Source organism: Agrobacterium vacciniicorymbosi (assembly GCF_040427045.1).
Lineage (GTDB): Bacteria > Pseudomonadota > Alphaproteobacteria > Rhizobiales > Rhizobiaceae > Agrobacterium.
In genome coordinates, this window is the sequence record NZ_JBETMF010000013.1 from 96022 (window position 1) to 109068 (window position 13047).

Consider the following 13047-nt stretch of genomic DNA (forward strand, 5'->3'; position numbering starts at 1 on the left):
CAAAAATGCGCCCCATCAGGGCGCATTTGCTTTCATGGAATGCTGCGTTGATCAGGCGACCTGCTTTTCGGCGATGTCGCCGTGCTCGCGCATCGTCAGATAATCGACCAGATCCTTGATTGTTACGACGATCAGCCCGTGTCGTTCCGCAAAGATTTCCAGCTGCGGCAGACGCGCCATGGTGCCATCGTCATTGGCAACTTCGCAGATAGTGCCAGAGGGGAACTTGCCAGCGAGACGGCAGAGATCGACCGCTGCTTCCGTATGGCCCGTGCGGCCCAGAACGCCCAGCGGGTTGGCGCGCAGCGGGAAGATGTGACCCGGACGCGCAAAATCATCCGGCTTTGCTTCCGCAGAAACCAGCGCGCGCACCGTCTTGGCGCGGTCGCTGGCGGAAATTCCGGTCGTGGTGCCGGGAATGTAGTCCACCGAAACGGTAAATGCCGTTTTGTGGAACTCGGTATTGCGCGGCACCATCAAGGGGATATCGAGTTCATCCAGCCGCTCACCCGGCATGGCCACGCAGATGAGACCACGGGCGTGGTTCATCATGAAAGCAACCTGTTCGGCGGTGATGCTGTCTGAAGCGACGATGATGTCGCCTTCATTCTCGCGATTTTCGTCATCCACGACGATGACCATGTCACCGCGTGCAATGGCTGCAACCGCATCTTCAATTTTAGAAATAGTCATGTCTTGCCTTTCAAGGGTTATGCCGTTTCCAGCACTTTCGCGTTTTTTAAAAACGCCAAATTTCCCTTGGGCGAACAACGCGACGGTCCTCCGCAGTGTGCGGGTTCTGTCACCTTGTTCTCTTCCATCCGGACTATACCGTCGGCTCCGGCATCTCACCGGATCTGCTGACCTTTCGGCTTCCACCGAAAGCGCTCGCGGGCTCCGGGAAAATCCCGATACCGCCGGTGGGGAATTGCACCCCGCCCTGAGAACAAAATGAACATAAGTCATGACAGCGCCTGCAATCAAGAGGCAAAGCTTGCTTCAAAGACCCGCCTTAGGAAAAGAATTTGCGTGTGCCTATATTTCGCGGAAAATCGGGCGGGTCCCATCTTCTCCGATTCAACTTAAATGAAAATAGCTGATTTTCGCTCTTGCAGCTCTAGTTGCTAGAGGTCGTAAGACGTGGTTTGTAATTGAGAGGAATGGCATATGAGCACGTCTTTACAGACCAGATTTCGCGTAGATGGCATGGATTGCGCCTCCTGCGCCGCTAAGATCGATACCGCAGTTCGCCGCATGCCCGGCGTGGACGACGTTTCGGTTTCCGTTACCGCAGGCACGATGACCGTCCGCCATGATGAAAGCAGCGATTTGAGCGCCATCGGCAAGAAGGTGACGGGTCTCGGTTATGATGTCGAGCAGATTGCAGCCCGGTCATCCAGTACGTCTGAAGCGACACATCAACACGGTCCGGCGTGCAATCACGACCATCACGATCACAGCCACGCCTCCCTTGATAAGAAGGGTGCTGTGGCTACGGTCGAAGGTCTGCATGGTCATGACCACGGCCCCAGCATCGGCCCGTGGTGGAAGAGCAAGAAGGGACGGATGACCATTTTGGCCGGTCTTGCGCTGGTAATCGCCTATGGTATCGGCCACCTCTTTCCCGCCATTCAAATCTACGCCTTTGCGCTCGCCATGCTGGTCGGTCTGGTTCCCATTGCGCGCCGCGCCATCATGGCGGCATTTGCTGGAACGCCGTTTTCCATTGAAATGCTGATGACGATTGCCGCCATCGGCGCGCTCATCATCAATGCGACGGAGGAGGCGGCAGCTGTCGTTTTCCTGTTTCTGGTCGGCGAGTTGCTGGAAGGTGTTGCCGCTGGAAAGGCCAGAGACAGCATCAAGTCGCTCGCAGCTCTCGTTCCCAAAACCGCACTTCTGGAGGAAGCTGGCAAAACGCGCGAAGTGCCTGCAGAAAGCCTTGCCATTGGCGCCACCATTCTTGTGCGCCCCGGCGACCGCATCTCGGCTGATGGCGTTATCCTGTCCGGTGAAAGCTCCGTGGATGAAGCCCCGGTGACGGGGGAGAGCGTGCCGGTCAACAAGAAGCAGGACGATGTCGTCTTTGCCGGTACGGTCAATGGCAATGCAGCACTCCGCGTAACAGTTACCGCAACGGCGCAGGACAACACCATTGCCCGCGTCGTAAAACTTGTGGAGGAGGCGCAGGAGAAGAAGGCACCGACCGAACGCTTCATCGATCGCTTCTCCAAATATTACACTCCCGCCGTGGTTCTTGTCGCCGCTCTCGTGGCGATCATTCCACCGCTCTTTGTTGGCGCTGATTGGAACGAGTGGATTTACAAGGGCCTCGCCATTCTCTTGATCGGCTGCCCCTGCGCGCTGGTCATCTCCACACCCGCTGCCATCGCAGCATCGCTTTCCGCCGGTGCGCGGCGCGGGCTGTTGATGAAGGGCGGTGCCGTTCTGGAGGGCTTGGGCAAGCTGACTGCTGTCGCCCTGGACAAGACCGGCACGCTGACGGAGGGCAAACCGAAGGTCACGGATATCGTATCTTTCGGCACGGAAGAAGCAGAGGTGCTGAAGTTTGCTGCCGCACTCGAAACCGGTTCCAGCCACCCGCTTGCGTTATCCATTCTGGCGAAGGCAGGGGGGAATAATATCGACATTCCCTCAGCTACGGATGCGAAAGCGTTGGGTGGAAAGGGTGTGACCGCAATCATAGACGGGCAGGAGATTTTCCTCGGGTCTCCCAAGGCCGCTGCCGAGCGTGTGGCCATTTCTGAGCAACACTGGAAGACCATCTCTACGCTGAACGACGAGGGCAAGACGGTCTCGGTGCTGATCATCGGCAAGACCTTGGCCGGGGCCATCGCCATGCGTGACGAGCCACGGATGGACGCTGCCGAAGGCTTGAAATCCCTCAAGGACAGAGGCGTCAAGATTGTGATGCTGACCGGTGATAATGCCCAAACGGCCACAGCCATTGGCCAGACGCTGGGCATAGAGGTTCGTGCCGAATTGATGCCGGAAGACAAGCAGCGCATTGTCGGAGAGTTGAAGGCTCAAGGCTTCATCGTCGGCAAGGTTGGGGATGGCATCAACGATGCGCCAGCGCTTGCCGCTGCGGATATCGGCATTGCCATGGGCGGCGGAACGGATGTGGCACTGGAAACGGCGGATGCCGCCATTCTCCATGGCCGCGTTGGCGATGTCGCGCGAATGATCGATCTTTCCAAGCGCACCATGCGCAATATTCACCAGAACATTGCCATGTCGCTCGGGCTCAAGGCGGTATTTCTGGTCACGACCATTCTCGGCATCACCGGCCTTTGGCCTGCAATTTTAGCGGATACGGGTGCGACGGTCTTGGTAACCCTCAACGCCCTGAGATTGCTGCGTAACCCGGCCTAAAACTCAGCGACCTTGCCCCAGACCGACGTATTCAAGCGGTCTGGGCGGTAGGGGATGGGATCGACGATGGGCGTCGCGCCAGTGATGAGGTCGGCAACGAGATGCCCGGCGCCGGGCCCTATACCGAAGCCGTGGCCGCTGAATCCCGCAGCAAGGATCAGACCGGGGACGCCGCTGACCTCACCAATGGCCGGAACACCATCGGGCGTGCTGTCGATGTAGCCCGCCCAAGTGTTTGCAATCGTGGTTTTGCGCAATTCCGGCAGCAGGTTCAGCGCCCTGCGGAAGGTTTCGTCTATCTGGCTTTGGTCGACTTTGGGGTCGAGAATACGGTTCTTCTCCATCGGCGTGGTCGCATCCATACGCCACTTGCTCAGAGATTCGTGACCCGCTTTCCAGCCTTCCAGCCCGCCCGGTGCCAGGCTTTTGCGGCGCTTGAGGAACATGGGCACGAATTCGCGGGCAAACCTTAGCATTTGCAGGGTGGGGTCCACGCGCGCTCGTCCGCTGATCGCCAGCGTGTAGCCGCCATCGCCACGGCTGGTGATGGAGACTTCCGATGTGTGCAGGGCATCTGGCAAGCCCTGCGCGCCGGGTGTCACAGACAGAATCGAGGAGCGAGTGGATGCCTGTGGGAAGCGAATGCCAAGCTGGTGGCAGAAGGAGGAGGCCCAAGCGCCACCCGCCAGAACGACTGTCTTGGTCGCAATCGTTCCTTTTTCGGTGATGACACCGCTGACCTTGCCAGCCTGAAGTTCCACACCGCGCGCGGCGCACATCTGGTGCACGGTGCCGCCCCGTTTGAGAATGGCCCGCGCCACCACCGGAGCAGCCCGTGATGGATCGGCGATGCCGTCTGTCGGTGAGAATACGCCGCCCTTCCAGCCTCTGCTCGTGGCGTGGCCTCGCGTCCTTGTCTCTTCGGCATTCAGCATATGGGTGGTGACGCTAACGGTGCGGGCAAAATCACGCCAGCGGGCCCAGCCTTCCAGTTCGGCCTCATCGTTGCTCAGATAAAGAAGGCCGCAGCGGCGAAAACCGGCGTCTTCGCCGGTTTCCTCGGCAAAGCGTTCCCACAGCGTCAGGCTATGGGTGGACATGGGAAGTTCGCGGGCATCGCGGTTCTGTTGGCGGCACCAGCCCCAATTGCGGCTGCTTTGCTCAGCACCCACAAGGCCCTTTTCCACCAGCGCCACCTTCAAGCCGCGCTGTGCCAGATAATAAGCGGAAAACACGCCCGCCACGCCACCGCCGATCACGACAACATCGGCTTCTTTCGGCAGTTGCGGTGAGGATTCTATCCGATACAGCGGTGCGGGCATTGCGTTCTCCTGTCGACGCACCATTCTAGCAGCCGCCTAATCTCCCGCCTGCCGCAAGACAAGCGGCGAGCAGCATTTTATTCTGTAGCTGCATCTTGCCGCGCATCATTCTGCCAAAATCGGATTTTCACGCTTTTGAAGGGGCCCGTATGGGCGGTTTTGCTTGCGAAAGTGGCCTTGCCGCATATTATGCTGCGAGATGATGGCGCAGCAGGATGTTTGGCGAAATGAAGCTTGACCGAATCGATATCAAGATTCTCCATGAACTTCAAAAGAACGGCCGCATCACCAATGTCGAGCTGGCGGAACTTGTGAACCTTTCGCCCAGCCCGTGCCTAATGCGCGTCAAAAAATTGCAGGCCGAAGGGTTCATCACCAGCTATTCGGCGCAGATCAATATCGGCAAGCTTGGCCAGACACTGACCGTCTTTACCGAGGTGACGTTGAAAAACCACCGCCAGATCGATTTTGCACGGTTTCTTGCCGCCGTTGAGAAACTGGACTCAGTCATCGAATGCCATCTGGTTTCCGGTGGATATGATTATCTGCTCAAATTCGTCACCGGCAGCATTGGCGAGTATCAGACGATCATGGAACGGCTGATCGACATGGATATCGGCATCGATAAATATTTCAGCTTCGTCGTGCTGAAATCCCCCATCGTCAAGCCGCATATGCCGCTGACCAGCCTGTTTCCGATGTAACCAGCGCTCTAACGCTGCGCGAAGGCCCGCACCAGTTCTGGGTCTCGTTCCAGACCGTCCAGCCAGCCGGTATCGAGTTTGGGAACGGAAGAGAACAGCAGCTTAGAGTAGGGGTGAGCATTGGCATTGCCCACGGCAGATGGCGGCATCTGCTCCACCTTTTCACCCGCATACATCACGGCGATTTCATCGCAAATCGCCTGCACCACGGAGAGATCGTGGCTGATGAAGATGTAGGAAAGCTTCAGCTCCCGCTGCAACTCCTTCAACAGGTCGATAATTGCGGCAGCCACCACCGTGTCGAGTGCGGACGTAATCTCATCGCAGAGAATGATTTTCGGATCGGCAGCCAGAGCGCGGGCCAGATTGACACGCTGTTTTTGCCCACCAGACAATTCTGACGGACGGCGGAACTTCAGGGTGCGGGGCAGGCGAACCATGTCGAGAAGCTGATCGACCCGTGCCTCGCGCGCGGCTCGGTCCATGTCGTGATAAAAGGCCAGCGGGCGCTCCAGAATGTCGCCAATCGCCTTGGAAGGGTTGAGCGCCGTATCGGCAAACTGAAAGACGATCTGAAGTTTGCGCAGCTCTTCGCGCCGGCGCTGGCGGGCGTCCGGGGCCAGCTCCTTGCCATCAAAGATGATGTGGCCGGAAACAGGCGGCAGAATGCCTGCGATGACGCGTGCAAGGGTCGATTTTCCGCAGCCGGATTCGCCAATGATGCCGAGATTGCGGCCCTCTTCCAGCGAGATATCGACCGATTTCAGGGCCAGCGCCAACGGCATGCCATTTGCCTGTATCGGACCATAACCGGCAACGATACCTTTGGCTTCCAGCAACGGCTTTTGCACCTTGGCGCCAGTTTCCGCGGCACTGGCGTGAATATGAGGTTTGAAAGCCGCAAGAAGCTCCTGTGTATAGGGGTGTTTCGGCGCGGTCAGGATTTGTTCGGTCGTGCCAATTTCCTGCACTTCACCGCCTTTTAGAACCACAATACGATCCGCGATCTGTGCGACGACTGCAAGATCGTGTGAGACGTAAACGCCTGCGAGATTGCCAGCCTTCATGACGGATTTGAACGCGCGCAAAACCTCGATCTGGGTCGTGACGTCAAGCGCGGTTGTCGGCTCATCGAAAATCATGAGGCGTGGATTGCCGATCAGCGCCATTGCGGCGGAAAGCCGCTGCAACTGGCCACCGGAGACCTGATGGGGGTAGCGATCACCGATCGTATCGGCATTGGGTAAGGCCAGTGCGCGGAAGAGCTCGATGGCGCGGGCCTTGGCGGCCTCATCGCTCATCAGGCCGTGAATGCGCACAACTTCAATGACTTGATCCATGATGCGCTGTGCGGGATTGAAAGCGGCAGCGGCACTTTGCGGCACATAGGCAACTTCCGTTCCGCGCAGTTTCGCAAGGCCTCTGCGTGATGTTGCGGCCATGTCGTTGTTACCAAGACGCACCGAGCCGCCAACGATCTTGCAGCCCGGACGGGTGTGGCCCATCATCGTCAACGCAATGGTCGTCTTGCCGGAACCGCTTTCACCGATCAGAGCAACGATTTCACCATCGGCAATATCGAAACTAACACCGCGAATGATTTCGACTGTGCGGCCAGTGTCTGTTTTCGCTTCGACCTTGAGGTCACGAATTTCAACGAGATTGGCCATCAAGCACTCCGGTCACGAATTTTCTGCGGCAGATTGTCGATCAGCATGTTGACGCTGATGGTGAGCGTGGCGATCGCGATGGATGGAAACATCACGGCAGGTGCACCGTAGGAAAGCCCGCCGATGTTTTCCCGCACCAGCGCACCCCAGTCTGCATTTGGCGGCTGCACGCCAAGGCCGAGGAAGGACAGGCCTGACAAGAGCAGCACGATGAAAACGAAGCGCAAGCCGAGGTCGGCCAGCACCGGTCCCAAGATATTGGGCAGGATTTCCGAACGGATGATGTAAAAAACGCCTTCTCCACGCGCGCGGGCAACCGTTACGAAATCCATGGTGTTGATGTTGACGGCAAGCGAGCGGGCAAAGCGGTAGGAGCCCGGTGTGTAGATGATCGCCATCGTCATAATCAGGACCGGAATGGATGGCCCCATGGCCGCCACGATGACGAGGCCGAACAGCTTGCTGGGGATAGAAATCAACGCATCGAGAAAACGCGATAAGCACGTATCGAACCATCCGCCCGTAACGGCAGCGCACATGCCGAGTGTCACGCCCGAAAAGCAGGCGATGGCGACCGATGCCAGAGAGATGCCGACGGTATAGCGAGCACCCATCAAAATACGGGAGAAGATATCGCGGCCAAGATAGTCGGTGCCCATGATGAACTTTTGCGACATCGGGCCGAAATAATCGAAATCGACAATGTCTCCCACCGGGTAGGGGATTAACAGCGGCGCGAAGATCGCAATCACGGCCCAGAAGAGAATGACCGTCAGAGCGGCAATACCAACCGCGTTGAAACGATATCCGAGCTTGCGGGGAGAAAGAGCAAAACCTGCCATGATCAGCGGAGCCTCGGATTGGAGACGATGGCGATGATGTCGGCAATGGTGATCAATATGAGATAACCGAGGCAGAAAATCAGCGCGCAGGTCTGGATAAGGGGCAAGTCGCGGGTGGAAACGGCATCGACCATCAATTTGGCAATGCCCGGATAATTGAAAATCGTCTCGACGATAATGACGCCGCCCAGCAGGTAGGACACCGAAAGCGCAACCGCATTGACGATGGGGCCAAGCGCATTGGGAAGAGCGTGGCGCAACACCATGCGGGAGCGTGACGCGCCTTTCAGCAACGCCATTTCCACATAGGGCGTGTCGAGCGTTTCGATGACGGCAGCGCGTGTCATGCGGATCATCTGGGCGGAAATGACGAAGCTGAGCGTGATGACGGGCATGGCGAAAACGCGCAGCAATTCGCCGAAGGAATGGACTTCATTGGCAAAAGCAAGCGCTGGCAGCCATTTCAGATAGACCGCGAAAATCAAAACAGCGGAGGTCGCCACCATGAACTCGGGAACGGAGATGACCGTGATGGTGATTGTCGTGACGATACGGTCGTAAATCGTGCCCCGCATGATGGCGGCGGTGATGCCGAGCGTCAGCGCGATGGGAATGGAAAACAGCGCGGTCACGGCGGCGAGCTTCATCGTATTGGCCAGACGTCCGCCGATGAGGTCCACGATGGCCATGTTGTTTGCGTAGGATTTGCCCAGATCGCCAACAAACAGTCCCCCAAGCCAGCGGAGAAAACGCAAAATGGCCGGGTCATCGAGATGCATGGCGGTTCTGAGACCCGCCACGGCTTCCGGCGTTGCGGATTGTCCGAGCAGGATCTGCGCGACATCGCCCGGCAACATCTCGGTTGCGAAAAACACGGTGAAGGCGACGATCAAGAGGGTAATGATCGCCACGAAGAGCCGGTTTATCACAAGTGCAAGGACATGTTTGTTCATGCGGCCTCTCTTTCGGAAACAATCCTGGCTCCCGCTAAAAATCATTGTCCGGCCAAAGTGCGCCAATGGCAATGCGGGGGAGCAGACGGAGTTTTGCCCGCCGCCTGTTGCGACGGGCAAAGTTCCGGGATCAGGCCTCGAGCCATACGTGTTCGGCGAAGGCGTAACCCATCATGCCACCAAGCGGGCTGGGCTGAAGGCCCTTCAGCTTGGAAGAAATGCCATCGACGTTGGAGATATAGACCGGGATGATGGTGCCAGCTTCTTCGGCGATCATCACCTGCATTTCGTTGTAGATCGTCTTCCGCTTTTCGATGTCGAGCAAGCCGCGTGCTTCCACCAGCATCTTGTCGAATTTTTCCGACTTGTACTGGCTTTCGTTCCATGGCGCGTTGGATGCGTAGAGAAGCGAAAACAGAATATCCGGTGTCGGGCGCGGGTTGATGTTGCCGAAATGGACCGGCGCCTTCAGCCAGTAGTTTGACCAGTAACCGTCTGATGGCACGCGCTGGACATCGAACTTCATGCCCACCTGCGCGCCAGCGGCCTGCACCACCATGGCCATATCGATCGAGGAGGCTGCGGCTTCGGAAGCGACAATCGGAATGGACTGACCGATGAGACCGGCTTTTTCGAAATGGAACTTCGCCTTGTCAGGATCGAAGGCTTTCGGCTTGAGATCCTTGTTGTGGTACATGTTGGCGGGCGAAACCGGCTGGTCGTTTCCAAGCTCGGCCAGACCGCGCAGCACGGACTTCTGGATCTGCTCACGATTGACCAGATTTTTCATGCCCTGCACGAAATCGGCCTTGTTGCCCGGCGCCATGTCGAGGCGCATGTTGAGGTTGGTGTAGTTGCCAGATGTCGTCTTGGAAATGACGACGTTTGGCTGACCTTCCATCAGGCGGATGGCGCGTGGATTGACGGATGCGGCAAGCTGGATATCGCCTGCCAGAAGTGCGTTGACGCGGGCCGTGTCGTCGGAAATCGCAAAGAACTCGAAGGAGTCGAGATAAGGCCCTTCGGACTTCCAGTAGTTCTTGTTCTTCGTGGCAAGCGAGCGAACGCCCGGCTCGAAGACCTCGCAGACGAAAGCGCCGGTGCCATTGGCCTTGGCGAAATCGGTGGTGCCGTCGGCAATGATCATGAAGTGGTGCAGCGCCAGGATGGTTGGCAAGTCGGCGTTGGGATTTTCAAGCGTGATTTCGACGGTCAGATCGTCCACCGCCTTGAAACCGGTCATCTGCTTGGCAATGGAATTGACCTTGGAGCCAACGGCTGGATCGAGATGGCGCTTGAGAGAATAGACGACGTCTGCCGAGGTCAGCGACTTGCCGTTGTGGAAGGTTACGCCCTTGCGCAGCTTGACGGTCCAGACCTTGGCGTCCTTGCTGTCGATGCTCTCGGCCAGTTCCATCTGCGTCATGCCGGCCTGATCGATAGTCGAAAGGCGATTGTAGAAGGCGCAGCAGCGAACGTAATCGGTCGAAAGTGATGCCTTGGCCGGGTCGAGCGTATCGGCGGTAGAAGACGACCAACCAGCCGCTTTCAGAGAGCCGCCGGAAACCGGGGCTGCGGCAAGGGCCTGGCCGGCGCGTCCGAGAATGGCAGAGCCGGCGGTCATGGCAACGCCACCCGCCATCAGCATCTTCAGAAGGTCGCGACGGCTCGCGCCACGGCGAATGGCGTTTTCGACCATCGCATCATCGGCGGAGGTCCAGTTGATGAGTGTTTTATCGGTCATGTTCATTCCCCTTTTTGTTAAATTCATGCGGGTCGAACGGCTTATGCGCGCCGCTTTTACCCATGGCGGGCAGTGTCAGGCGTTGGCTTTCTCCTCAACAGCATCGGAGAGTGCTGCCATGGAGGTGAAATGGAAATCCGGTTCGGTAAAGTTTTCCGGCTCGATGGTTCCGCCATAGCCCTTCTGCGCGTGGCGTCTCTCGATCCAGCAATTCGTCATTCCCAGCTTTCTGGAAATTCCGATGTCGTGGTACTGGCTCTGGGCGACGTGCAGAATGTCGTCTTTGCTATTGCCTTCGGATTGAACGAACTCGAAGACATAGTTGAAAAAGGCAGGGTCGGGCTTTTCCGTACCGGTGTCATCAGCCGTGAAGCCCTGGTAGAAGGGGTTTCCAAGTTCCTTGGAAAAACATTCGAAAGCCCAGCGCTGGGCGTTCGTCATGGCAATCAGCTTGTAGCGCTTGGCCAGGCGCGCAAGGGCGTCTGCGCTATCGGGAAAGGCCTTCCAGCTTTTTGCAGAATCGCGGAGCCGTTCTCCAAGAGCGCGTTCGGCGGGCAGGCCGAGGTCCGGCGCGATCACCAGATAAACGCGAACGAGATCATCCGGGAACAGGCCGACATCAGGCAGATAGCGAGCCTTGCGGTAGAGCGTCAGCGCAGCTTCGGCATCGATGGAGACGCCATGCTCCTCAGCGATCTGCTTCAGGCAGGCGGTCAGGCCGCTTTCGAAATCGATCAGCGTTCCAACCACATCGAAGCTCAGATATTTGAAGTCTGCTAAACTCTTCGGCAATGTCATGCTCCTGTTTTGCAAGCGGATCACGGATGGTCTTGATGTCGTCGCAGAATTCTGTGCTGTCAGTTTGGATCCGTAATCGCTCTGTTCCCGGCTTGGGCGGTGGCTTTTCGCGCTTTTCCCGCCTTCTTCCGTTCATCATCGCAAGAATTGATCGCGGGATTCGCTGAAAGACCAGACCCCTGCGGCACAATATTCTGAATATGCCGTCAAAGCGGTATTTCCAGCGCAGCCCGTTCAAGCCATAGCGGCGCGCACGTCCGGGTCTTCCAGCGTCTGGTCCAGCGTCATGCGCGTACGCTCGATGATGGCATCGATTTCGCTTTCGGTGCAGCATAGCGGCGGTGCATAGCCGAGAACACCATTGCCGAAGGCGCGGATGACGAGGCCATTGTCCCAGGCGCGGTCGAAAATGCGGCGCGATGGATCGGCAGCGGCGGGCAGCGGTGTTTTCTTCTGCTTGTCCGTCACCAGTTCAATGGCCGCCAGCATGCCGCGACCGCGCACGTCGCCGACCAGCGGGTGGTCCGCAAGGCTATGAAGTCCGGCCATCAACCGCGCACCCGCTTTGACGCCGTTTTCAAGAAGCCCGTTTTCGTACAGTCTCAGCACTTCCAGCCCCACAGCTGCGCTGACGGGATGGGCCGAATAGGTGTAGCCGTGGCCGATTGCGGCGGCACCGGCACCATCTGCAATGACATTATACACCCTGTCGGACATGAACACAGCACCCATCGGCACGTAACCGGAAGTCAGGCCTTTCGCCGTGGTCATGAAATCCGGCACGACATCATCTTCTGAACACGCAAAGAGCGGACCGGTGCGGCCAAAGCCGGTGATGACCTCATCGGCAACCAGCAGCACATCATACTCTTTACAGACCTCGTGCATGGCCTTCAGCCAGCCCTTCGGCGGCACGAGAACGCCGCCAGAGCCCTGAATGGGCTCGACGTAAAAGGCCGCAACACGCTCAGCCCCAATCTCCTCGATCTTCGCCCGCAAAGCGGCAACGGACGAGGCGATAATGGCTTGTGGGTCGGTGCCGACGGGGTTGCGATAGGCATAGTGCGACGGAATTTTGTGCTGCCAGTCGAACGGCAGGCCGAAGCCCGCATGAAATATCGGAAGTGCGGTCAGGCCCGCACCTACGGTGCTGGAACCATGGTAGCCCTGCTCGAGCGAAATGAACTGGTCCTTCTGCGGTGTGCCGAGAGAGTGGTAGTAATAACGGATGAAGCGAACCGTGCTGTCCACCGCATCGGAACCACCGAGCGTGAAATAGATATGGGTGAGATCGCCGGGCGCGCGGTCGGCCAGCTCCGATGCCAGACGGATCGCGGCTTCGGAGCCGAGGCTGAAATAGCCTGTTGCATAGGGAAGCTCACGCATCTGTTTTGCAGCGGCTTCCACGATGCTTTCGTGGCCGTAACCGGCATTGACGCACCACAGACCGGCGAAGCCATCGATCATCTGATGCCCGCTCATGTCGGTAACAGTGGCGCCCTTGGCGGATTTCAACACCCGCACGCCGAGCTTTTCATGGCCTCTGTAGGACGCAACCGGATGGACCAGATGTGCGCGGTCGAGTTCGATAAGGGAATTGCTGAGCATAACGATCTCC

Annotated in this window: 10 protein-coding genes and 1 riboswitch; of the genes, 2 read left to right on the plus strand and 8 right to left on the minus strand. The window is 58.0% G+C overall.

Annotated features, from left to right (window positions below):
- Positions 1-51 precede the first annotated feature (51 nt).
- Positions 52-693 (minus strand): 3,4-dihydroxy-2-butanone-4-phosphate synthase, encoded by a 642-nt coding sequence (gene ribB / locus ABUK73_RS19160; RefSeq protein WP_353578689.1) that lies wholly within the window; start codon positions 691-693, stop codon positions 52-54.
- Between the two features lie 112 nt (positions 694-805).
- Positions 806-952: riboswitch (FMN riboswitch) on the minus strand.
- A 215-nt stretch (positions 953-1167) separates the two neighbouring features.
- Here ribB and ABUK73_RS19165 point away from each other — a divergent pair.
- A complete protein-coding gene (locus tag ABUK73_RS19165; protein ID WP_353578690.1) occupies positions 1168-3396 on the plus strand; it encodes a heavy metal translocating P-type ATPase in 2229 nt (742 codons plus the stop codon).
- Here ABUK73_RS19165 and ABUK73_RS19170 read toward each other — a convergent pair.
- Entirely contained in the window at positions 3393-4718 is a 1326-nt protein-coding gene (locus ABUK73_RS19170) for an NAD(P)/FAD-dependent oxidoreductase (protein ID WP_353578691.1), read from the minus strand. The two genes, ABUK73_RS19165 and ABUK73_RS19170, sit on opposite strands and share 4 nt — an antisense overlap.
- Positions 4719-4945: 227 nt before the next feature.
- Between ABUK73_RS19170 and ABUK73_RS19175 the strand changes: the two genes are divergently transcribed.
- Positions 4946-5422 carry an Lrp/AsnC family transcriptional regulator gene (locus tag ABUK73_RS19175; protein ID WP_113086804.1) on the plus strand — a complete coding sequence of 159 codons (477 nt, stop codon included), beginning with the start codon at positions 4946-4948 and terminating at the stop codon, positions 5420-5422.
- Positions 5423-5430: 8 nt separating this feature from the next.
- Here ABUK73_RS19175 and ABUK73_RS19180 read toward each other — a convergent pair whose 3' ends face one another.
- The 6 genes from ABUK73_RS19180 to ABUK73_RS19205 form a co-directional block, all read right to left on the minus strand.
- Positions 5431-7092 (minus strand): ABC transporter ATP-binding protein, encoded by a 1662-nt coding sequence (locus ABUK73_RS19180; protein ID WP_353578692.1) that lies wholly within the window; start codon positions 7090-7092, stop codon positions 5431-5433.
- Positions 7092-7934, minus strand: a complete 843-nt coding sequence (locus ABUK73_RS19185; protein WP_113086464.1) for an ABC transporter permease — start codon at positions 7932-7934, stop codon at positions 7092-7094. The genes ABUK73_RS19180 and ABUK73_RS19185 overlap by 1 nt, the downstream gene beginning before the upstream one ends.
- 2 nt (positions 7935-7936) lie before the next feature.
- Positions 7937-8887, minus strand: a complete 951-nt coding sequence (locus tag ABUK73_RS19190) for an ABC transporter permease (RefSeq protein ID WP_113086463.1) — start codon at positions 8885-8887, stop codon at positions 7937-7939.
- Between the two features lie 130 nt (positions 8888-9017).
- A complete protein-coding gene (locus ABUK73_RS19195) occupies positions 9018-10631 on the minus strand; it encodes an ABC transporter substrate-binding protein (RefSeq protein WP_353578693.1) in 1614 nt (537 codons plus the stop codon).
- 75 nt (positions 10632-10706) lie between these two features.
- On the minus strand, positions 10707-11423 hold the full coding sequence (locus ABUK73_RS19200; protein ID WP_353578694.1) for an HAD-IA family hydrolase: 717 nt from the start codon (positions 11421-11423) through the stop codon (positions 10707-10709).
- A gap of 240 nt (positions 11424-11663) precedes the next feature.
- Positions 11664-13037, minus strand: coding sequence for an aspartate aminotransferase family protein (locus ABUK73_RS19205; protein WP_353578695.1), 1374 nt, complete (start codon positions 13035-13037; stop codon positions 11664-11666).
- Positions 13038-13047: the final 10 nt, after the last annotated feature.

Bases quoted from the DNA above. Each gene is read 5' to 3' on its own strand.
- ribB (WP_353578689.1), bottom strand. From the start codon at position 693: ATGACTATTTCTAAAATTGAAGATGCGGTTGCAGCCATTGCACGCGGT.
- ABUK73_RS19170 (WP_353578691.1), bottom strand. From the start codon at position 4,718: ATGCCCGCACCGCTGTATCGGATAGAATCCTCACCGCAACTGCCGAAA.
- ABUK73_RS19195 (WP_353578693.1), bottom strand. From the start codon at position 10,631: ATGACCGATAAAACACTCATCAACTGGACCTCCGCCGATGATGCGATG.
- ABUK73_RS19205 (WP_353578695.1), bottom strand. From the start codon at position 13,037: ATGCTCAGCAATTCCCTTATCGAACTCGACCGCGCACATCTGGTCCAT.
- ABUK73_RS19185 (WP_113086464.1), bottom strand. From the start codon at position 7,934: ATGGCAGGTTTTGCTCTTTCTCCCCGCAAGCTCGGATATCGTTTCAAC.
- ABUK73_RS19175 (WP_113086804.1), top strand. From the start codon at position 4,946: ATGAAGCTTGACCGAATCGATATCAAGATTCTCCATGAACTTCAAAAG.
- ABUK73_RS19165 (WP_353578690.1), top strand. From the start codon at position 1,168: ATGAGCACGTCTTTACAGACCAGATTTCGCGTAGATGGCATGGATTGC.
- ABUK73_RS19190 (WP_113086463.1), bottom strand. From the start codon at position 8,887: ATGAACAAACATGTCCTTGCACTTGTGATAAACCGGCTCTTCGTGGCG.
- ABUK73_RS19180 (WP_353578692.1), bottom strand. From the start codon at position 7,092: ATGGCCAATCTCGTTGAAATTCGTGACCTCAAGGTCGAAGCGAAAACA.